20 protein-coding genes are annotated in these 19588 nt (G+C 71.9%); 8 read left to right on the top strand and 12 right to left on the bottom strand.

Annotated elements, in window-relative coordinates; all coding sequences use genetic code 11:
- The first annotated feature begins 67 nt into the window (after positions 1-67).
- Positions 68-1090, top strand: a complete 1023-nt coding sequence (locus ACWD26_RS27670) for an Lrp/AsnC family transcriptional regulator (RefSeq protein ID WP_451274602.1) — start codon at positions 68-70, stop codon at positions 1088-1090.
- Positions 1091-1105: 15 nt separating this feature from the next.
- Here ACWD26_RS27670 and ACWD26_RS27665 read toward each other — a convergent pair whose 3' ends face one another.
- Entirely contained in the window at positions 1106-1885 is a 780-nt protein-coding gene (locus ACWD26_RS27665) for a DeoR/GlpR family DNA-binding transcription regulator (RefSeq protein WP_451274600.1), read from the bottom strand.
- A gap of 90 nt (positions 1886-1975) precedes the next feature.
- On the opposite strand from ACWD26_RS27665, the gene ACWD26_RS27660 reads away from it, so the two are divergent.
- Genes ACWD26_RS27660 through ACWD26_RS27650 form a run of 3 tightly spaced genes read left to right on the top strand, consistent with a single transcriptional unit; the run spans position 1976 to position 4577 of the window.
- Positions 1976-2866 carry an SIS domain-containing protein gene (locus ACWD26_RS27660; protein WP_451274598.1) on the top strand — a complete coding sequence of 297 codons (891 nt, stop codon included), beginning with the start codon at positions 1976-1978 and terminating at the stop codon, positions 2864-2866.
- 13 nt (positions 2867-2879) lie between these two features.
- Positions 2880-3791 (top strand): class II fructose-bisphosphate aldolase, encoded by a 912-nt coding sequence (locus tag ACWD26_RS27655; protein WP_451274596.1) that lies wholly within the window; start codon positions 2880-2882, stop codon positions 3789-3791.
- 12 nt (positions 3792-3803) lie between these two features.
- The gene (locus ACWD26_RS27650; protein WP_451274594.1) at positions 3804-4577 is read left to right on the top strand and encodes a helix-turn-helix domain-containing protein; all 774 of its coding nucleotides are present in this window, start codon (positions 3804-3806) and stop codon (positions 4575-4577) included.
- A gap of 18 nt (positions 4578-4595) precedes the next feature.
- On the opposite strand, the gene ACWD26_RS27645 is transcribed toward ACWD26_RS27650, so the two are convergent.
- Positions 4596-5765, bottom strand: a complete 1170-nt coding sequence (locus ACWD26_RS27645) for a methyltransferase (RefSeq protein ID WP_451274592.1) — start codon at positions 5763-5765, stop codon at positions 4596-4598.
- Between the two features lie 69 nt (positions 5766-5834).
- Between ACWD26_RS27645 and ACWD26_RS27640 the strand changes: the two genes are divergently transcribed.
- Positions 5835-6491 carry an alpha-ketoglutarate-dependent dioxygenase AlkB family protein gene (locus tag ACWD26_RS27640; protein WP_451274590.1) on the top strand — a complete coding sequence of 219 codons (657 nt, stop codon included), beginning with the start codon at positions 5835-5837 and terminating at the stop codon, positions 6489-6491.
- Positions 6492-6542: 51 nt separating this feature from the next.
- Positions 6543-7784 carry an ROK family protein gene (locus ACWD26_RS27635; RefSeq protein ID WP_451274588.1) on the top strand — a complete coding sequence of 414 codons (1242 nt, stop codon included), beginning with the start codon at positions 6543-6545 and terminating at the stop codon, positions 7782-7784.
- Positions 7785-7790: 6 nt separating this feature from the next.
- On the opposite strand, the gene ACWD26_RS27630 is transcribed toward ACWD26_RS27635, so the two are convergent.
- The 4 genes from ACWD26_RS27630 to ilvY all read right to left on the bottom strand — a co-directional run bounded on the left by ACWD26_RS27630 (position 7791) and on the right by ilvY (position 12977).
- Positions 7791-8225, bottom strand: coding sequence for a GtrA family protein (locus ACWD26_RS27630; protein WP_451274586.1), 435 nt, complete (start codon positions 8223-8225; stop codon positions 7791-7793).
- Entirely contained in the window at positions 8225-9202 is a 978-nt protein-coding gene (locus tag ACWD26_RS27625) for a glycosyltransferase family 2 protein (protein WP_451274584.1), read from the bottom strand. Before ACWD26_RS27625 ends, ACWD26_RS27630 begins: the two co-directional genes overlap by 1 nt.
- Positions 9203-9224: 22 nt before the next feature.
- A complete protein-coding gene (locus ACWD26_RS27620; protein WP_451274582.1) occupies positions 9225-11978 on the bottom strand; it encodes a YfhO family protein in 2754 nt (917 codons plus the stop codon).
- Positions 11979-12107: 129 nt separating this feature from the next.
- Positions 12108-12977, bottom strand: a complete 870-nt coding sequence (ilvY, locus tag ACWD26_RS27615) for an HTH-type transcriptional activator IlvY (protein ID WP_451274580.1) — start codon at positions 12975-12977, stop codon at positions 12108-12110.
- Between the two features lie 90 nt (positions 12978-13067).
- Between ilvY and ACWD26_RS27610 the strand changes: the two genes are divergently transcribed.
- Positions 13068-14525, top strand: a complete 1458-nt coding sequence (locus ACWD26_RS27610; RefSeq protein WP_451274578.1) for a ketol-acid reductoisomerase — start codon at positions 13068-13070, stop codon at positions 14523-14525.
- 3 nt (positions 14526-14528) lie between these two features.
- Here ACWD26_RS27610 and ACWD26_RS27605 read toward each other — a convergent pair whose 3' ends face one another.
- The 5 genes from ACWD26_RS27605 to ACWD26_RS27585 all read right to left on the bottom strand — a co-directional run bounded on the left by ACWD26_RS27605 (position 14529) and on the right by ACWD26_RS27585 (position 17245).
- Entirely contained in the window at positions 14529-14714 is a 186-nt protein-coding gene (locus ACWD26_RS27605; protein WP_451274576.1) for a DUF1272 domain-containing protein, read from the bottom strand.
- A 119-nt stretch (positions 14715-14833) separates the two neighbouring features.
- Positions 14834-15418: a DUF4865 family protein gene (locus tag ACWD26_RS27600; RefSeq protein WP_451274575.1), complete on the bottom strand. Its 585-nt coding sequence runs from the start codon at positions 15416-15418 to the stop codon at positions 14834-14836.
- Positions 15418-16029 (bottom strand): TetR/AcrR family transcriptional regulator, encoded by a 612-nt coding sequence (locus ACWD26_RS27595; protein ID WP_451274573.1) that lies wholly within the window; start codon positions 16027-16029, stop codon positions 15418-15420. The genes ACWD26_RS27600 and ACWD26_RS27595 overlap by 1 nt, the downstream gene beginning before the upstream one ends.
- 86 nt (positions 16030-16115) lie before the next feature.
- On the bottom strand, positions 16116-16649 hold the full coding sequence (locus tag ACWD26_RS27590; RefSeq protein ID WP_451274571.1) for an ATP-binding protein: 534 nt from the start codon (positions 16647-16649) through the stop codon (positions 16116-16118).
- A gap of 272 nt (positions 16650-16921) precedes the next feature.
- Positions 16922-17245, bottom strand: coding sequence for a hypothetical protein (locus tag ACWD26_RS27585; protein ID WP_184898104.1), 324 nt, complete (start codon positions 17243-17245; stop codon positions 16922-16924).
- A 357-nt stretch (positions 17246-17602) separates the two neighbouring features.
- Between ACWD26_RS27585 and ACWD26_RS27580 the strand changes: the two genes are divergently transcribed.
- Positions 17603-18727, top strand: a complete 1125-nt coding sequence (locus tag ACWD26_RS27580; RefSeq protein ID WP_451274569.1) for a PLP-dependent cysteine synthase family protein — start codon at positions 17603-17605, stop codon at positions 18725-18727.
- A gap of 15 nt (positions 18728-18742) precedes the next feature.
- Here ACWD26_RS27580 and ACWD26_RS27575 read toward each other — a convergent pair whose 3' ends face one another.
- Entirely contained in the window at positions 18743-19573 is an 831-nt protein-coding gene (locus tag ACWD26_RS27575) for a DeoR/GlpR family DNA-binding transcription regulator (RefSeq protein ID WP_451274567.1), read from the bottom strand.
- Between the last annotated feature and the right edge of the window lie 15 nt (positions 19574-19588).

Here is a 19588-nt window from a genome sequence, read left to right as displayed (position 1 = left end):
GGCCACGGCGACGGAAGGGAACAAGAAGCCCTGCGGAGTTGACGGAATCCGCCATAGTCTGGGGCCGATGGACGCATCGCAGACCGGCCCGGTGACGGATTCGCTGGACCGGCGCATCATCAGCGCGCTGCAGATCGACGGCCGGGCCGCCTGGCACCGCATCGCGGCGGCCCTCGGCGAGCCCGAACGCACCGTCGTCCGCCGCGGCACCCGGCTGATGGAGTCCGGTCTGGTGCGGATCGGGGCCATGGCGATGCGCGGCCGCAGCGTGGTGGTCGGCGTCCGCTGCGCCCCCGGCCGGGCCCGGGTCACCGCGACCGCGCTGGCCCGTCGGCCCGACTGCGTCTTCGTCCACGTCCTGACCGGCACCCCGGACTGCGTCGCGGAACTGCGCTGGCCCCGGGAACGACTGGCGGGCCTCGTCCTGGACGAACTCGCCGGACTGCCGGGCGTGACCGAGACCCGCACCCTCCCCGTGCTGCGTCACGTCCGCACGATCCGTGAGTGGCACGCCGGCCTGCTCACCGAGGCCGAGATCGCCGCGCTGAAGGGTTCGGCCGGCGACGACACCGCGTCGCCGTCGCCCACCGATCGGCCGCAGCTCACCGGCCCCCTGCCGGCCGGTGACACCTCAGCCGAACTCTCCCGCGCCGACCGGCTGTTGCTGCACGCCCTCGCCGAGGACGGGCGCCGCACCTACGACGAACTCGCGCGCGTCGCGGGCGTCTCGGAGGCCACTGCGAGACGCCGCCTCGGTGCGTTACGGCGCGAGGGCAAGGTCCGCATCCGTGCCGTGATCGAACCCGCGGTGCTCGGGCTGCCGGTCGAGGCGGTCCTCTGGGTCCGCACGCCCCCGGCCGAGGCGGACCGCGTGGCGGCGGCCCTCGCCGAGTCGGCCCATGTCCGCTACACCAGCTTCGTCACCGGCGAACGCCAACTTCTCATCCTCACCGCCTTCCCCGACGAAACCGCCCTCCACGACTTCGTGACCCGTCCCCCCTGGCTCCGCGACGTGGCGGCCATCGACGTCTCCCTGGTCCTCACCACCCTGAAGCGCGGCGGGCTGCTCGCCCCTTGGCTGCAGGACTGACCAGCGCCGCAAGGCTCAGACGGCGACGACCCGTACCCCGGCCTCCTCGAACCGCCGTACCGTCTCCGGTGCCGCCGCCGTGTCCGTGACCAGCGTGTCCACGGCCCCGGTCGCGCAGATGCGGGCGAAGGCCCGCCGTCCCAGCTTGCTGGAGTCGGCCGCGACGACGACACGCTCGGCGCGCTCGCACAGCAGCCGGTCCACAGCGGCCTCCGCCTCGTCGTGGGCCGCGGCGCCGTGGACGACGTCGAGGGCGACGACGCCGAGGACGGCCAGGTCCAGGGTGATCTGGCCGAGCACGCCGTCGGCGAGCGGTCCGACGAGTTCGTACGACTGGGCGCGCGCCACCCCGCCGGTCACCACGATCTTGAACTGGGGCCGCACGGCCAGCTCGCTCGCGATGTTGAGCGCGTTGGTGACAACGGTCAGCGCGGGGGCCCCGGACGCCAGATCACCCCGCACGGCCAAGGCCCGCGCCACCTCGGTGGTCGTCGTGCCGCCGGTCAGGCCCACGGCCTCGCCGGGCGCGACGAGATCCGCCACCGCCTTCGCGATGCGCTGCTTCTCGGTCGCGTGACGGGCCGTCTTGTAGCGGAGCGGCAACTCGTACGAGACGCCGTGCACGACCGCGCCGCCCCGCGTGCGGACGAGCATCTGCTGCTCCGCGAGCTGATCGAAGTCGCGCCGGATCGTCGCGGCGGACACCCTCAGCTTGGCGGCCACCTCCTCGACGTCCAGCCGACCCCGCTCGACGAGCAGTTCGAGCAGCGTCTGCCAACGGGCGTCGCGGGACATGCGTCCTCCTCTTGCTTGAAGATGCTCGAAAGCTGACTATATCTTGCATAAACAAGCATCACCCCTGTCTCTTCTGGGGAGAGTGGCCGCATGACCCACGTCGAGGACGAGCTGAACAGCCAGCCCGAGTGCTGGACCCGAGTCGCCGCCGAGGCGGTGAAGCACGCGGGAGCCCTGCCGTCGCCGGGGGAGCGGGTGGCCCTCGTCGGCTGCGGGACGTCGTACTTCATGGCACAGGCCGTCGCCGCGCTGCGCGAGCGGGCCGCACAGGGCGAGACGGACGCCTTCGCGGCCTCGGAGTTCCCCCACGGCCGCGCCTACGACCGCGTCGTCGCCCTCACCCGCTCCGGCACCACCACCGAGGTGCTGGAACTGCTGGGCGCGCTCCGGGGCCGTACGCCTACGACGGCGATCACCGCGGACCCGCACACCCCCGTGATGACGGTCGCGGACGACGTCGTGGTGCTGGACTTCGCCGACGAGGAGTCCGTCGTCCAGACCCGCTTCGCCACCACCGCCCTCACCCTCCTCCGTGCCCACCTCGGGCTGCACACCGAGGCGGCCGTCGCCGACGCGCGCACCGCGCTGCAGCAGCCGCTGCCCGAAGGGCTCGTCGACAGCGTCCAGTTCACCTTCCTCGGCCGGGGCTGGACCGTGGGCCTCGCCAACGAGGCCGCGCTGAAGATGCGCGAGGCCGCGCTGGCGTGGAGCGAGGCCTACCCGGCGATGGAGTACCGGCACGGCCCGATCAGCGTCACCACCCGGGGCACGGCGACCTGGATGCTGGGCGAGGCGCCCGAGGGGCTGGCCGAACAGGTGTGGGAGACCGGCGGCACCTGGGTGGCCGGCGGGCTCGATCCGCTCGCCGAACTGGTCCGGGCCCAGCGGCTCGCCGTCGCCGTGGCCGCCGCCCGCGGCCTCGACCCCGACCGGCCGCGCCACCTCACGCGCTCGGTGATCCTCGACACGAACGACCGCTGAGGCAGGAGGAGTCGTGCCGCTCACGACGACCGGTGAACTGATCACCGGGGCCGCCGCCGCGCACCTGGCGGTCGTCGCGTTCAACGTCATCACCCTGGAGCATGTCGAGGCGGTCGTCGCGGGCGCCGAGTCCGTCGGCGCGCCGGTCGTCCTGCAGGTCAGCGAGAACGCGGTCAGGTTCCACGACGGGGATCCGCTGCCGCTGGCGCGTGCCGCCACCGCCGCCGCCGAGCGGGCGGCCGTGCCCGTCGGGCTCCACCTCGACCACATCCGGAGCGACGACCTGCTGCGCCGGGCCGCCGACGCCGGGTTCAGCTCCGTGATGTACGACGCCTCGCATCTGCCGTACCTGGACAACCTCGCCGCGACCCACGCCGCCGTGGAGTGGGCGCACGGTCAAGGGCTGTGGATCGAGGCCGAGTTGGGGCGTGTGGGCGGGAAGGAGGCCGACCGGGTGGACGGGAGGGACGCGGGCGGCGGGCCCGGCGCGTCCTTCGACGCGCACGCGCCCGGCGCCCGCACCGACCCCGACGAGGCGCGGGCCTTCGTGGCCGATTCCGGCGTGGACGCCCTCGCCGTCGCCATCGGCAGCGCGCACGCCATGACCACCCGGACCGCCGTGCTCGACCACACCCTCCTGAAACGGCTGGCCGACGCCCTGGACGTCCCCCTCGTCCTGCACGGCTCCTCCGGTGTGCCCGACGACGAACTGCGGACGGCCGTCGCGGGCGGCATCGCCAAGGTCAACATCGGCACCGCCCTCAACATCGCCCTGACCGGCGCGATCCGGGAGTTCCTCACCGCCCGTCCCGAGGTGGTGGACCCACGTAAGTACCTGACGGCGGGCCGTGCGGCGATGGTGGAGACGGTGGCCCGGCTCATCCGCGTCCTGCGCACGGACAGTGAGTGTGATGCCCGTCACTGATACTTTTCGGTCATGCGGGAGACGGAGATCCACCTGGGTGAGCCACCTGTCGTCGCCCTCACCGGTGTCGGCGTCCACGGCGTCGCGAGCCGCACGGACGTGTTCCGGCTGCCGGAGCTGTGGCAACTGCACCTCTACCAGTACGAGGCCGAGCTGACCGTCGACGGCACGGCCCACACCATCCGCCCCGGCCGGGTCAGCCTCGTACCGCCCGGCACCACCGTCCGCTACCGCTACCGGGGCCGCTCCGAACACCTCTTCGCCCATCTGCGCATCGCCCCGGCCGGAGCGCCCCGCACGGTTTCGGTCATGCAGGACGCCGGCCCCGAACTCCCCACACTCACCGGACTGTTGCTCCAGGCGATGGCCGCCGCCCCCAGCGAGCCCGATCGCACCCGGGCCGAGATCTGGACCGCCCTGTGGCGCGTCGCGCATCTGACCCCGCCCGCCGCGTCCGGCCCCGGCCCGCACCCGGCGGTCACCACCGCCATCGCCCATATCGAGGCCCATCTCGCCGCCCCGCTCGCCGTCCCGGAGGTGGCCCGCGTGGCCGGCGTCTCCCACAACCATCTGACCCGGCTCTTCCACGCCGAGACGGGCGGCACGGTCGTCGCCTACATCCGCCGCCGCAGACTCGAACGCGCCCACCACCTGCTGCGCGCCACGACCCTCTCCATCCCCGCCGTCGCCGCCTCCGTGGGCATCCCCGACCTCCAGGCCTTCAACAAGGCCTGCCGCCGCGAACTGGGCGCCTCGCCCCGGGCCCTGCGCGGGGCCGGCCCCTGACGTACTTCCGGACGTCCTTCAGCACCACACCTGCTTCCGGACGGCCTTCAGCACCACGAACTTCGCGTCGCTCGCGACGAGTTCGCTGTTGCCGAAGATCCGCCGCAGCGTTATGTGGTAGCCCAGATGACGATTGCCGACCACCCACAGCTCGCCGCCCGGCCGCAGCGCCCGGCGTGCCCCGGTGAACATCCGCCGGGCCGTGGCGTCGGTGGTCGCCTGGTGGGAGTGGAACGGCGGGTTGTTGAGGACGAGATCCACACTCTCCGGAGCGAATCCCTCCAGTCCGTCGCCGACCCTGAACTCCGCCGTGCCCTCGACGCTCGGCCGGTTCGCCCGGTATGTCGCCTCCGCCGAGGCCACCGCCTGGTACGACTCGTCGACGAACACCACCTCGGCGTCCGGATCGGCCAGCGCGACCGCCGTACCGACCACACCGTTGCCGCACCCGAGATCGACGACCCGCCCGCCGCCCCGGCCGCCCGGCAGATGCCGCAGGAAGAACCGGGTGCCGATGTCGAGCCGGTCGGCGCAGAAGACGCCCGCGTGGTTGACGACGGTACGCCCGGCCAACAGGCCGATGCCGTCGGGGAGTCGATAGGTGTACGGCCACGGATCGTTCCCCCGCGACCGCAGGGTCCCCGCGTCCGGCGTGCAGAAGATCAGCCGCGCCTTCTGCTGGGCGAGCGAGGTGCGGGTCGGGCCGAGGATCCGCTCGAAGAGCCTCAGCGTCGAGGTGTGGATCTCCTTGACCATCCCGGTGCCGATCACGACCGTGCCCTCGTGCAGGGCGGGCGCGAGTCGGTGCAGCTGGTCCTCCAGGAGCGCGAGGCTCTTGGGGACGCGGACGAGGAGCACGTCCACCCGTTCCGGTGGCGGGTCCTGGGTGGTGAGCAGCCGTACCGCGTCCGCCTCGACGCCGCCCCGTGCCAGGTTCGCCCGCGTCGCCTCCCGGCTCAGGAACGAGTCGGTGATCTGCGTCGGCCGGTGCCCGGCGAGCGCGGTGGTCAGCGCGCCCCAGCGGTCACCGACGATCACGACCGCCCCGTCCAACGGCGTCCCGCTCTCCGCGAGATGGCGCAGCAGATACGCGTCCGACGCGTCCCAGGCGCGCAGCCGGTCACGGGGGTCCTCGGGAAAGCGGGCCAGGGCGTACTCGCCCCAGGGCGCGGTCATACGGTCGCTCATCGTGCGCCCAGGCTAACCGAGCCCCAGCTCAGCCCCTGCTGCGAGCGACGGTGCGCGACCATGGGACCCATGGACGCCGAACTGTTCCCCCGCCACCGTACGGAGATCGCGCCCGGCGCCGTCCACGTACCGGACTGGCTGGACGGGGAACAGCAGCGCCGGCTCCTGGACGCCTGTCGGGGGTGGGCCCGGCCGCCCGCCGGGCTGCGCACGGTCCGTACCCCGGGCGGCGGCACGATGACCGCCCGGCAGGTCTGCCTCGGCTGGCACTGGTACCCGTACGCGTACGCCCGCACGGTCGTCGACGGCGACGGCGCGCCCGTGAAGCCGTTCCCGGACTGGCTCGGCGGGCTGGGCCGGCGCGCGGTCGCGGACGCCCTAGGCGACGGGGAGGCTGCGGCCCCGTACGACATCGCTCTGATCAACTTCTACGACGGCGACGCCCGTATGGGCATGCACCGCGACAGCGACGAGAAGTCCGACGCGCCGGTGGTGTCGATGAGCCTCGGCGACACCTGTGTCTTCCGCTTCGGGAACACGCGGACGCGGGCGCGGCCGTACACGGACGTGGAGCTGCGCAGCGGTGATCTCTTCGTGTTCGCCGGGGCGTCCCGGCAGGCCTACCACGGAGTGCCACGGGTGCACACGGGGACGGCGCCGCCCGGGCTGGGGCTGTCGGGACGGCTGAACGTCACCCTGCGGGTCAGCGGCTTCGACGTGGGCTGAAGCCCGTCGGGCGGGGTTCGCGGTCGTGCGGATCATGGGAGACTCGCCCTCATGGACGGGAAGGCGGCCCCCAAGGCGGCGGGCGAAGGGACGACGACACGCACTCGGCTGGACCGGGGGAGGGGCGCGCTCGGTCCGGCGCTGGAACTCGTGCACACCGGGCGGGCGCCCACCCGGGCCGTGCTCACCGCCGAACTGGGCGTCACCCGGGCCACGGCGGGCGCCGTCGCCGCCGAGCTGGAGGCGCTGGGGCTGATCCGGGTCGACGCGCACCCGGGAGCCGCCGCCGGTTCGCAGGGCCGGCCCTCGCACCGCCTCGAAGTCGCCGAGGACGGGCCCGTCGCGCTCGCCGCCCAGGTGCACGCGGACGGCTGGCGTGCCGCGCTGGTCGGCCTCGGCGGACGGATCGTCGCCACCGCGCCCGCCTGCGAGATCGTGGACGCGGACCCGGCGAAGGTGCTCGGCTCGGTCGTCGACGCGGGCGCCGAGCTGCTGCGTGAGACCGGCCGGCGGTGCGTGGGCGCGGGTCTCGCCGTACCGTCCGCGGTCGCCGAACCGGCGGGGCTGGCGCTGAACCCGCTGCACCTGGCCTGGCCCGCCGGAGCGCCCGTCCGGGAGATCTTCGCCGAGCGGGTCAGCGCGGCCGGCATCGAGGGGCCCGCGTTCGCGGCCAACGACGTCAACCTCGCCGCCCTCGCCGAACACCGGCACGGCGCCGGGCGCGGCTCCCGCGACCTGCTGTGCGTGGCGACCGGGCACCGGGGCGTCGGCGGTGCGCTGGTCCTCGACGGCCGCCTGCACTCGGGGAGTTCGGGCCTCGCCCTCGAAGTAGGTCATCTCACCGTCAACCCCGAGGGCCGCCCCTGCCACTGCGGCAGTCGCGGCTGCCTCGACGTCGAGGCCGACCCGAGGGCCTTCCTCACCGCCGTGGGCCGCGACCCCGGACCCGAGGGTTCACTGCTCCAGCAGGCCAACGAACTGATCCGCACCCAGTACGCCGACCCGGTCGTCCGCGGGGCCACCGAGGCCATCATCGACCGCCTGGGCCTCGGGCTCGCGGGCCTGGTCAACATCCTCAACCCCGACCGCATCATCCTCGGCGGTATGCACCGCGCCCTCCTCGACGCAGACCCGGACCGGCTCCGCGCCGTCGTCGCGGACCGCAGCCTGTGGGGCCGGCAGAGCGGGGTCGCCCCGATCCTGGCCTGCACCCTGGACCACAACAGCCTGGTGGGGGCCGCCGAGCTGGCGTGGCAGCCCGTGCTCGACGACCCCCTGGCCGCGCTGGTCTGACGACCTTCACCGGGCCTGGGAGCCCCGCAGCATGATCATGCGGGAGACCACGAACGTCACCGGAATCGCCGCCCCCGACGCGAGCAAGGGGGCGAACCGGTTGCCCGCGTGCAGGACGTCCACGATCACATACACACCTGCCGTCGTGATCAGGAAATTGGTGGCATTGGTCAGCGGGAACAACAGGAATTTTCGCCAGGTCGGACGGGTGCGGTAGGTGAATCGCGCGTTGAGGAAAAAAGATCCCGTCATACTCAGGGCAAAAGCGAGAATGTGCGCGGCGAGATAGGGAAGCCAATTGAGGAACAACAGGTAAAGGCCGTAATAGGTCAGCGTGTTGACCACGCCGACCAGGGCGAAGGTGATGATCTGTCCCGATATCCGGCGCTCCGGCACCGGAGGGGCCTCGGGGAGCGTCTCCGTACGCGTCGCCGTCCGCATCAGCGAATGAGGTCCTTCGTCGTGCCGCACGCCGCGTGCCCCTCCGTCTGCTCCACATTGGACGCCTTCACCAGGAAGTGCGGGCGCCCCTTCACCTCGTAGTAGATCCGGCCGGTGTACTCGCCGATCACTCCGAGCATGATCATCTGCACGCCGGCGAGGGCGGTCACGGCCGTGACGATGGTGACATAACCCGGCGTCTCCACGCCGTTGACGAGTGCGGCGCCCACGATCCACGCCGTGTAGAGCCCCGCGCACACGAGCAGGCACAGACCGAGGTGGAGGGCGGCGCGCAGCGGCCGGTTGTTGAAGGAGAGGAGCCCGTCGATGCCGTAGTTGAGCAGGGACCGGAAACTCCAGGAGCTGCGGCCGTGTTCCCGTACGGCGTTCTCGTACTCGAAGGTCGTGCCCGGGAACCCGACCCACGCGAAGAGGCCCTTGGAGAAGCGGTTGTACTCGGTGAGGTCGAGGACCGCGTCGACGACCCGGCGGGACAGCAGTCGGAAGTCCCCCACGCCGTCGGCGAGTTCGACGTCGACGAGACGGTTGACCAGCCGGTAGTACAGGCGGGCGGTGGCGGTGCGCATGAGGCCGTCGCCGGTGCGGGTGCGGCGGGCGATGACCTGGTCGTAGCCCTGTTCGCGCAGGCCGACCATGCGGCGGATCAGTTCCGGCGGGTGCTGGAGGTCGGCGTCCATGACGATCACGGAGTCACCGGAGGCGTGCCGCAGACCCGCGAGCAGCGCCGCCTCCTTGCCGAAGTTGCGGCTGAACGAGACGTACCGCACGCGCGCGTCGAGCTCGGCCAACTCCTTCACGACGGCGAGCGTCCGGTCACGGCTGCCGTCGTCGACGTACACGAACTCCATGTCGTGGCCGAGCGGGAGCAGTTCCTCCGCGACCTTCTGGACCTCCTCGTGGAAGCGCGCGAGGACGGCTTCCTCGTTGTAGCAGGGTGCGACGATCGAGATGAGCATGGTTCTCCCCCAGGGGTGCTGTTCACAGAGCGGTGGTCACGGGCTCGCGTGCGGTCGGGTCGTCGGGCGCGGGTCGGGTGGTGGCCGGGGACACGGGTACGGGTGTCGCCGGGGTCCGACGGCGGCGGAGCAGGCCTGCCGCCCCGATCAGGAGCAGGGCGGTGAGCGAGACGGCCCCGACCGCCGTGCCCAGACGCAGCCCCGGTGGATGGAAGGTGCAGGTCACGCTGCTCGCGGAGCCGTACAGGGGCACGGCGATCAGCCCGTAGTAGTCCTTGGCGGGTACGGCGGGAGCGTTGTCGGCGGCACAGCGCCAACCGGAGATCCGGGGCGCCGCGACGACCGCGACGCCCGTGCTGTGGGCGGGCAGCTCGGCCCGGACGGTCCCGTCGGAGACGCTCACGCTCGTGGCGCCGGTGGCCTTCAGCCCCTCGACGGCGGTGCGCAGACGTCCGGTGTCCAGGCAGCCGATCGCACCGTCCGGGACGAGGCTGGTCCTGTTGGGCGACAGGTCGATCCGGAACCGTCCGGAGTCCCCGACCGTGCCCAGCCGCTGCATGGGTGCGATCTTGGTGACGGGCTGGTCGGACCGGAACCGCCCGGTCAGGGCCTCACCGGAGACAGCACCCTCGGCGAGCCGCGCGGTGCCCGAGAAGTGCGGCGCCCACAGGTACAGCTCGGATCCCGCCGGGCAACTGCCCGTGATCGTCGGCTTCTGCGGCACGCTCGCATACGGCAGCGGGCCCACCCGCACCCCCGGCCGCTCGTCGTCGCTGGGGGACGGTGGCTTCCCGGCGGCGGTGCGCACGGTGAACCGGGGCACGGTGTACACCCGGGCGCCCAGCAGCAGCTCCTGGTTGCGGTAGGGCGACGGTCCGAAGGCGGAGAGGTCCGTACGGCCGTCCGCCCGGTCGGCGGGCGGCCGTACCGTCACCAGCGGCGGCACGTCCTGCCGGGTCACGGACACCTCGCCGCCGTCCTGCGGGAACCAGTTCTGGTGCGGGTCCGGCGGGGAGTGCACCCGGGCGCCGACGGAGAAGAGGACGTCCGTGACGGCGTTGTCCATGCTCTGTACGTTGCGGCCGCGCGAGGTCCAGCCGTCACCGAGAGCGGTGAGCGTACGGCTGAGGACGTCGGAGGTGAGGCTGCTGTAGTACTGGGCGCCCTGACCGCCGACCAGCAGCGGGTCGTTGCCGACGGTCTGCTCCCTGCCCGGGTCGGTCCGATGGCGGGGCCAGCCGTCGGCCCCGGCGATCGCCTCCGCCTGGTCCCGCTGCCGGGCACCCCAGGGCGCGTAGTCGTCCATGTGCCCGAGCCGCAGCCGGGTGTCGGCGGCGGAGGTGACGGCCGTCTCGCCGAACTGCGTGCACACCAGCAGCGCCACGGCGAGGAGGGCGAGGGGCCTGCCGTCCCGGCGTGTGAGCCCGAGCAGGATCAGACCGCCCAGCGCGCCGGCGGCGGCCAGCAGGGCGAGCGGGAGGCTGAAGGCGTGCAGCGTCCGCTCACTGCCGCTCGCCAGGACGATCACCAGCGCGAGCAGCGCGCCCGCCGCGCTCAGCGCACGCGGCTTCGGGGCGCCGTACGACAGGGTGTGCCAGGCGGCGATCACCAGCAGCGCGCAGAGCACGAAGGTCTGGCGGTAGGAGCTGCCCTGCGGGGTGGCGAAGGCGTGCCAGAGCAGATGTGTCGGCTCCCACTGCATCGACAGGGTCACGGCCACCACCAGCAGTGTCCATCCGGCGCGCACCCGCGCCGGAGCCGCCCGGTGGAAGGGCAGGGCGAGCGCGAGCAGCAGCGCGGTGGTGCCCACGAACACGGCCGGCGTGCCGAAGCTGTAGGTCCCCGGCAGCAGCCGGGCGATCAGGTCCTCGGTGGGCACGGGCACGAACTGCCGGACCCGGCCCGGATAGGCGTGCTCGGTGCCGAAATAGACGACCGCGACGAGAGGGGCGGCCAGGCCCATGCCGAGGACGGTGATCAGGGCGGCGCGGCCCGCCGCCCAGAGGCGCTGCCGGCGCGAGAGGTCGCCGAGCCAGAGCCGGAGCAGCAGCACCAGGCCGGCGGCGAGGGTGGCCATGTACGCGGTGTAGAAGTTGGCGATCCAGGCGAGCGCCACGATCAGCACGCCGAGGAGAGGGCGCCGCCCCCGTCGCGCCCATTCGCCGACCAGGCACAGCAGCGGCAGGAAGACCAGGCCGTCGAGCCACATGGGGTTGTAGACCGCGTCCGCCAGGGTCCAGCCGCACAGCGCGTACGACGAGCCGAGCAGACCCGCCGCCCACCAGCGGCCGGGGCGCAGGGCGAGCAGCAGCCAGGCCATCGCGGCGGCCGCCGAGGCCACCTTCAGCAAGGTGATCACATAGACCGCGAGGTCGATCTCGTCCCTCGGGAACACCGCCACGAGCGGGGCGAACGGGCTGCTGAGGTACGTGCCGAGGTCGGGCAGGAAGCTGGAGCCGAACCCCGACTGCCAGTTGACGTACAGCCCACCGTCGGCCCTGCCGTGCAGCAGGTCCCACAGGTGCGCGTGGAACGGCACGTACTGGTTGCCCAGGTCGTTGACGCTCCGGGTGCGCGGTCCGAACGGATAGCTGCGGGCGACGACATCGGCGGCGCAGAGCACGGCCACGGTGAACGCGGCGGCGAACAGCGCGGCTTTTCCTTGCGGCCGGAGTGCCGCCGCGGAACGGGTTGTCGGTTTCACACCCGGTCCCTGTCCGCTCGGCGCACCCAGTTCCGTTGAGCGACCCACTGCATTTTTCGGCGACCCCCACATTCGATTCGTCGAATTAGAGGCTCATGGCTCGTTGAAGGTTGTGCCGCCGACGAAAAGTGAAAGGAATAGTTCCGAATACTGTGGGGAATGGGGAATGGACTATTGATTTCGAGGGTACGGGAGCTGTCCCTAAAGTGATCGGCGGGTTAACTCCGCCGTGAGACTCCACAGCGCCGCCACCAGCGGCCGCCGCAGATCGGCCCGCCGCACGCACAGCCCGATCGGGAACGGCTCCGGAGGTGTCTCGGTGGTGATCGCCGTGAGCCGGTCGCGTACGGCGCTGTGGTCGAGCACCAGCCGGGGGACCACACCGGTGCCGCAGCCCAGCGCCACGAGGGTCAACAGCGCCTCGTGGCCCTCCGGCTCGGCCGCCAGGTCGGGTGAGCCGCCGTGGGCGCGGAACCAGCGGTCGGCGGCGTCCCGGACCAGACCCCGGTGGGGGAGGACGAAAGGGCCGCCGAGCCCGGGGTCCGGGCGGTCGCGCGCGGTCACGAACACCAGGTCCGTCGTCGCGACCGTCCGGCTCACCAGCGCCTCCGGCAGCCGTGCCGGGACGCCCGCGACCGCCACGTCCACCTCGCCCTCGTCCAGACGGGCCAGCGCGGCGGCCGCGTCGCCGGTGCGCAGATCGAGGCGGACCTGGGGATGGGCCGCGCGGAACGGCGCCAACAGACCCGGCAGCAGCGCCTGACATGCCGTCACCGTCGCGAACACGGCCAGCCGCCCGGTGAGTTCGGCCGGGTCCGGGTGCTCCTCGCGGTACGCACGCCACAACTCCAGCGCCTGGCCGGCATATTCACGGAAGCGATGCCCCTCGGCCGTCAACGAGACGCCTCGCGGCCCGCGATCGAACAGGCGATGCCCCAGGTCGGACTCCAGCCGCTGCACGGTACGGGTCAGGGTCGCCGGGCTGACATGGCAGTCCAGGCTGGTCCGGCCGAAGTTCAGCGTCCGGGCCAGATGCAGGAACAACCGAAGCTCGCGATGATCGTCCCGCACGTCTGCCCACCTGGCTCTTTCATCATCTGCAACACCCCGCTGTAAAGGTTGCGCTTGTCGCAACACTCGCCCGGACCCTACAACTCGTCCATGACCACCTCCACTGTCTTCCCCCTCGAAACCATGGACGTGCCCGGCGGCACCGAGACCATCCTGCGCGGCGGCCGCCACCTCTTCCCGCTGCTTCCGCGGGCCCTCGCCGGGGTGCGCCGTATCGGGGTCGTCGGCTGGGGGCCGCAGGGCCGGGCCCAGGCCCGCAACCTGCGTGACTCCCTCTCCGGCACCGGCATCACGGTCGCCGTGGGCCTGCGCCCCGGCTCCGCCTCGGCCGCCGACGCCCGTGCCCATGGCTTCACCGAGGCGGACGGCACCCTCGGCGACTGGCTCGCCGTCACCGCCGAGAGCGACCTCGTCATCCTGCTGATCGCGGACGCGGCGCTCGCCGCCCACCACGAGGTGATCTTCGCCGCCCTGAAGCCCGGCGCCACCATCGGCCTCTCCCACGGCTTCCTCCTCGGCCATCTCAGGCAGACCGGCGGCGACTTCCCGCCCGGCCACGGAGTCGTCGCCGTCTGCCCTAAGGGCATGGGCGACTCGGTCCGCCGCCTCTACGAGCAGGGCGCCGAGGTCAACGGCGCCGGAATCAACAGCAGTCACGCCGTGCACGCCGACCCCGACGGCAACGCGACCGACCGCGCGCTCGCCTGGTCGGTCGCCCTCGGCTCCCCGTACACCTTCCGGACCACCCTGGAGAGCGAGTACCTCTCCGACATCGTCGGCGAGCGCGCCATCCTGCTCGGCGCCGTCCACGGCATCGTCGAGAGCCTGTACACCCGCTACCGGCTCGCCGGGGACGACGAGCCCACCGCCTACGAGCGCTCCTGCGAGAACGTCACGGGCCCGATCGCCCGCACCATCTCCCGCGCCGGGCTCCGCGCGGTCCGCGAGGGCCTCGACGTGGCCGGCCGGGACGTGTTCGACCGTGCCTACACCGCCACGTACGGGCCCGCCCGGGAGATCGTCGCGGAGATCTACGACGAGGTCGCCGACGGCACCGAGCTGCGCAGCGTGATCCTGGCCGAACGACGGCTCGGCGCGCGTCCGCTGAGCGAGATCGGCGGCTCACCGATGTGGTCCGTGAGCGACCGCGTGCGTGTCCGCCGGGACGCACGCGACCTGCCCGTCGACCCGTTCACCGCCGGGGTCTTCGTCGCCACCATGACCGCCCAGATCGACGAGTTCGCCGAGCGCGGTCACCCCTGGTCGGAGATCGTCAACGAGTCCGTCATCGAGGCCGTCGACTCGCTCCTGCCCTACATGCACGCCCGCGACGTGGCGCACATGGTCGACCACTGCTCCCGCACGGCCCGTCTCGGCGCCCGCCGCTGGGGTCCTCGCTTCCAAAGCGCCTACGAACAGATCGCCTACCCGGCCGCCGAACGCCCCGCCGACCAGGCCCTGTTGGCCTCCTTCGACACGCACCCCGTCCACGAGGCCCTGGCCGCCGCGGCGAAGCTCCGGCCGGCGGTGGACATCTCCGTGGCCTGACGCCTACGCGGCCGCCCGGCGGCGAGGCCTGGCCACCAACTCCCCGCCGCAATTGGGGCAGGTCTCGCGCATGGCCTCGCCGCAGGGCACACAGAACGTGCACTCGTACGAGCAGATGCGGGCCGGGGCGTCGACGGGAAGGGGCGTCGTCTCACAGCGCTCGCAGCGGTCGCGCATCTCCAGTGCCATGGGCGGGCCTTTCCTCGGTCAGGGGTGCCGTGATCTGCCACCTCCCATCCTCGATACGCCAGGCGTGGCCGAAAGCCGTCGGCTGGTCAGAGATCAACACGATCGGGCCATCGGGGGCGTCACCACTGCCGGCCCCGTGGCAGCCGGTCGCGTTCGGGAGTGCTCAGGCGCAGCACCTGGAAGACGTCGCCGTCGGCCTTGGGTGTGTCGTGGTCCCAGACCGAGAAGTGGACGATCTCCCAACGGCTGGTGTCCACGGCCGCCGCCGCGAGCACCGCCCCGTCCAGCGAGGCGAGCCGCCCGGTCTCGCGCACCGCGTCCTCGACGACCTCGCCCACCGGCATCCCGGCCGGCACCTGCCGCCGTCTGCGAACCGCCACCGGCGCGGGAGAGCCGACGCCGCCTCCCGCCTCGTACGCCAGCCCCGTCCACTGGCGGGCCGACGGACGCCCGAAGTCGTCGACGATGCCCTGGAAACCGCCACCCCAGAGGAAGGAGTTCATGCCCTCCACGCTGTTCCACAGGTAGAACGGCGCGTACTGGTTCACGGGCGAGCCGTGCACACCCCGCTCACGCATCAGGTACGCCTTGAGGCCGAGGCCTGCCCAGGCGTCGAGCGCGTGCCCGCGAGTCGCCACGCGGTGACGGATGACCTCCATGTCGTAGTCGGCGGGCAGGGTGATCTCGTACTGCATGGCGTGCATCAGGCCTCCACACGGCTGTCGGGCGAACGCGGGGCCTGCCGCGCGGGCCGGAGAAGCGCGAGCAGCCCCCGCACACCGGCGTCGAAGGCCGCCGGTGATCCGGACGCGCGGGCCAGGACGTAACCGCCCTGCACGGTCGCCACGATCGTCGCGGCGATCTCCTCCGCGTCCAGCTCCGGCGCGAACTCGCCCTGCTCCTTGCCCTCTTCGACGAGTCCGGCCAGGCGTTCACGCAGCTGGTCGAGCGTCTCGTCCACCGGCGCCCGAAGTTCGTCGCTCGCGATCACGTCCGGGTCCATCGTGAGCCGGCCGACCGGGCAGCCGCGCAGAACATCGCGCTCGCGCCGCAGATACGCCTCGACGCGTTCGAGGGGAGAGCCCGGCCCGTCGAGTACTCCCTCGGCGGTGGCCCGCATCTCCTCGGCGGTCCGGCGGATCGCGGCGAGGGCCAGGTCCGGCTTCCCCTTGAAGTGGTGGTACATGCTGCCCTGCCCGGCGCCGGAGCGCTCCAGGATGGCCTTGGGGCTGGTGCCCACGTAACCGCGCTCCCACAACAGCTCACGCGTGGACTCGATCAGACGCTCGGGGGTGCTCATGGCCCTACTGTACATACTAGTAGTTACAGAGCGCATCCTCCGATGTGCAGGGCCAGGTGTGACGGTGAAGGGTCAGGTGCGACCAGCGGGTCACCGCCCGGTCAGCCTGCGACGGCCGACCGGGCGGGAGCATGTTCGGACCTGCGGCCACGCGCGGCGGGCCTGCGTCCGGTCTCGTACGTCTGTCCGGTGTCGTGCGGCCGGCCCGCGTCGAACGGCGAGATCTTCGGTACCGCGGCCGAGGACGCCGGCAGGGTGAACCACACGACCTTCCCCGACTCGCCGTGCGGCCGCACACCCCAGCTCTCGCTCACCGCGGCGACCATCGCGAGGCCGCGGCCACTGGTGGCGAAGAGTTCCGCGTCCTGGACGACGGGGAGGCGGGGGTCGTTGTCGTGCACCGAGACCGTGAGCCGGCCGAGGAGCAACTCCATCTCCACGGTGCACATCTTGTCCGGCTCCGCGTGCCGGTGGACGTTGGACAGCAGCTCGGTGACACCGAGTACGGCCCGCTCGATCAAGGGATCCAGATGCCAGTAGCGCAATTGCGCAGATACGATTCTGCGGACCTGGCCGATCCGCGACGGCAGGGCTTGGAGCTCCACCGTGCAGTGCCTGCTTTGCTGGCTGATCACGGCTGCGACTCCCCGAATTGAGTCCGGAAGAAGATCGGAGTACGGATCCAGCGAGGTGGCTGGGCGAAAAACGCCGCCTGCTGTGGTGCGGCCGCCTACGACTGCCGCCTGATGGCGGAAGCCGGGGCTGCCGCCTGCTCGTGGGGTGGCTGCGTACAACCGCCGCCCGCTGACGTGGCCGGCGGGCTGGTTCGCAGCGTTATCGCCGGTAAACCCAGAGTGACGTGAGACCAGAGTGGCTCAGGGGATCCGGTCCCGCAACTCGCGGTTCGTCAGCCGCTGCGCCCCGCCGCCCTGCGCACCGCCTCTATGAACCGGCGCGCCGAGGGCGGCCCGGGCTTGCCCGGAGCCGGGTCGTGCTCGTTCAAGGTGAGCGTGTAGCGGGTGCCGTTGACATCGGCCAACGCCCGGTCCTCGTTGGCGAACCAGGGCTTCGAGGCGCGCACCGCCTGCACCGGGGCGCTGTCGATCTCGCTGCCGTAACTGGTGAGCAACTGCAGCCGGCCGTCCTCGATCCGGACCTGTCCGGCCCGGGTGAGCTGCCGCAGCCTCTTTCCGATCCGCACGCCCGTGGCCGTGAACTCCGGCTCCGCCATGTGCCCCGCCCCCTAGTGCGCTTCGCTGTCCTCTGTCGTGATCCGTATCCGGCGGACCGTGATCCAGTGTGCCCGAGGTCGCCGTCCCCTGGGTGACCCCCCTGGCATCGACCCGGCCCCTGCGGTGAAGTCTGCACGTCCCCCGCGTCGAGCACCAGTGCGCACGGTTGGTCGGGAGCGGGGTTCCGGCGCATGCGCGGCATGCGCCCCCCATGCGCCCCGCGCACCGCTGCCACAGGAGTGTCTTTGAGGTGCTCAAAGGCATGTTTATGCAGGTGAGAAGCGTGCGGAAGGTGTTTATCATCGGGATGTCCGACGCCGCGATCCGCCGTCGGCGCGATGCGTGAGGAGCACGCCGTGAGCACCCCCCACCCCACCTGTCCGGGCGCGACCCTCGACGTCGATCGCAGCGACACCGCGTACCGGACCTGGCTCAAAGAAGCCGTCCGCAAGGTCCAGGCCGACGCAAACCGCTCCGCCGACACCCATCTGCTGCGCTTCCCGCTCCCCGAGAGATGGGGCATCGACCTGTATTTGAAGGACGAGTCGACCCACCCCACCGGCAGCCTCAAGCACCGCCTCGCCCGCTCCCTCTTCCTCTACGGCCTGTGCAACGGCTGGATCCGGCCGGGCCGTCCCGTCATCGAGGCGTCCAGCGGCTCCACGGCCGTCTCCGAGGCGTACTTCGCGAAACTGATCGGCGTCCCCTTCATCGCCGTCATGCCCCGCACGACCAGCGCCGAGAAGATCCGCCTGATCGAGTTCCACGGCGGCCGCTGTCACTTCGTGGACGACTCACGGAAGATGTACGAGGAGTCGGCGCGCCTCGCGGTGGAGAGCGGCGGTCACTACATGGACCAGTTCACCTACGCCGAGCGGGCCACGGACTGGCGCGGCAACAACAACATCGCCGAATCCGTCTTCCGCCAGCTCGGGTTGGAGCGCTTCCCCGAGCCCGCCTGGATCGTCGCCACCGCCGGCACCGGAGGCACCTCAGCGACCATCGCCCGCTACGTCCACTACATGCAGTACGACACCCGCATCTGTGTCGCCGACCCCGAGAACTCCTGCTTCTTCGAGGGCTGGACCACCGGCTCCCCCGACGTCACCTGCGACTGCGGCTCCCGAATCGAGGGCATCGGCCGCCCCCGGATGGAGCCCAGCTTCGTCCCCGGCGCCGTCGACCGCATGATGAAGGTCCCCGACGCGGCCAGCGTCGCCGCCGTACGAGCGCTGGAACGGGCCATCGGCCGCAAGGCGGGCGGATCGACGGGAACGGGCCTGTGGAGTGCGCTGAAGATCATCGCCGAGATGGTCGCGGAGGGCCGCCACGGCAGCGTGGTGACCCTCCTGTGCGACCCGGGCGACCGCTACCTCGACAAGTACTACTCGGACGAGTGGCTGGCGGAGCAGGGCCTGGACATCGCGCCGTACGCGGCGGCCATCGAGGTGTTGCTGGAGACGGGCGTCTGGACGGACTGAGGAGATCCGCGCCCCTCAGAGCTCGGCGTCGTCTTCGTCCTCGCCGGCCACCACCAGCCGTCGCAAGTGCTCCGAGATCTCGGCCCGCGCCTGCGCGGCCAGCCCCGCATCGGTCACCAACGTGTCCACCTGCTCCAACGCGGCGAACGAACTCAACCCCACCGTCCCCCACTTGGTGTGATCGGCCACCACCACGACCCGCCGCGCCGACTGCACGAGCCGCCGATTCGTCTCGGCCTCCGCCAGGTTCGGCGTCGACAGCCCCGCCTCGACCGATATCCCGTGCACACCCAGGAACAGCACATCGAAGTGGAGCGCCGCGATCGCCTGATCCGCGACCGGCCCCACCAACGAGTCGGACGGCGTCCGCACCCCACCCGTGAGCACGACGGTCGCCGCACCCTGCCGGGGGCCGGTCGTGCGCTGGGCGACATGGAAGACGTCGGCGACCCGCACCGAGTTGGTGACCACGGTCAGATCCGGCACGTCCACCAGCCGATGCGCCAGCGCGTACGTCGTCGTACCGCCCGAAAGAGCGATCGCCGAACCCGGCGCGACCAGCTCGGCCGCCGCCCGCGCGATGTCCTCCTTGGCGCTCAGCTCCAGCCCGGACTTCGCCTCGAAACCCGGCTCGTGCGTGCTCGCCTCGGCCACCGGCACCGCACCGCCGTGCACCTTCTCCACCACGCCCTGCCGGGCGAGCGCGTCCAGATCGCGGCGCACCGTCATGTCCGACACACCGAGTTTGCGCGTCAGCTCATTGACCCGGACCCCGCCCCGCCGTCGCACCTCGTCGAGGATCAGGGCACGGCGCTGCTCCGCGAGGAGGTTCTGGTTCTCACTCACGCCCGCTCCGGTCCT

This window comes from Streptomyces sp. NPDC002787 (genome assembly GCF_053592095.1).
The sequence above is the reverse complement of the archived record's forward strand: the minus strand, read 5'-3'. Positions and strand labels throughout refer to the sequence as shown.

What these genes read in the sequence shown, in the direction of transcription:
- ACWD26_RS27645 (WP_451274592.1), bottom strand. Translation starts at nt 5,765, where the DNA reads ATGAGCGACCGTATGACCGCGCCCTGGGGCGAGTACGCCCTGGCCCGC.
- ACWD26_RS27585 (WP_184898104.1), bottom strand. Translation starts at nt 17,245, where the DNA reads ATGGCGGAGCCGGAGTTCACGGCCACGGGCGTGCGGATCGGAAAGAGG.
- ACWD26_RS27595 (WP_451274573.1), bottom strand. Translation starts at nt 16,029, where the DNA reads ATGTACAGTAGGGCCATGAGCACCCCCGAGCGTCTGATCGAGTCCACG.
- ACWD26_RS27650 (WP_451274594.1), top strand. Translation starts at nt 3,804, where the DNA reads ATGCGGGAGACGGAGATCCACCTGGGTGAGCCACCTGTCGTCGCCCTC.
- ACWD26_RS27600 (WP_451274575.1), bottom strand. Translation starts at nt 15,418, where the DNA reads ATGCACGCCATGCAGTACGAGATCACCCTGCCCGCCGACTACGACATG.
- ACWD26_RS27605 (WP_451274576.1), bottom strand. Translation starts at nt 14,714, where the DNA reads ATGGCACTGGAGATGCGCGACCGCTGCGAGCGCTGTGAGACGACGCCC.
- ACWD26_RS27665 (WP_451274600.1), bottom strand. Translation starts at nt 1,885, where the DNA reads ATGTCCCGCGACGCCCGTTGGCAGACGCTGCTCGAACTGCTCGTCGAG.
- ACWD26_RS27620 (WP_451274582.1), bottom strand. Translation starts at nt 11,978, where the DNA reads ATGTGGGGGTCGCCGAAAAATGCAGTGGGTCGCTCAACGGAACTGGGT.
- ACWD26_RS27660 (WP_451274598.1), top strand. Translation starts at nt 1,976, where the DNA reads ATGACCCACGTCGAGGACGAGCTGAACAGCCAGCCCGAGTGCTGGACC.
- ACWD26_RS27630 (WP_451274586.1), bottom strand. Translation starts at nt 8,225, where the DNA reads ATGCGGACGGCGACGCGTACGGAGACGCTCCCCGAGGCCCCTCCGGTG.
- ACWD26_RS27625 (WP_451274584.1), bottom strand. Translation starts at nt 9,202, where the DNA reads ATGCTCATCTCGATCGTCGCACCCTGCTACAACGAGGAAGCCGTCCTC.
- ACWD26_RS27635 (WP_451274588.1), top strand. Translation starts at nt 6,543, where the DNA reads ATGGACGGGAAGGCGGCCCCCAAGGCGGCGGGCGAAGGGACGACGACA.
- ACWD26_RS27610 (WP_451274578.1), top strand. Translation starts at nt 13,068, where the DNA reads ATGACCACCTCCACTGTCTTCCCCCTCGAAACCATGGACGTGCCCGGC.
- ACWD26_RS27670 (WP_451274602.1), top strand. Translation starts at nt 68, where the DNA reads ATGGACGCATCGCAGACCGGCCCGGTGACGGATTCGCTGGACCGGCGC.
- ACWD26_RS27640 (WP_451274590.1), top strand. Translation starts at nt 5,835, where the DNA reads ATGGACGCCGAACTGTTCCCCCGCCACCGTACGGAGATCGCGCCCGGC.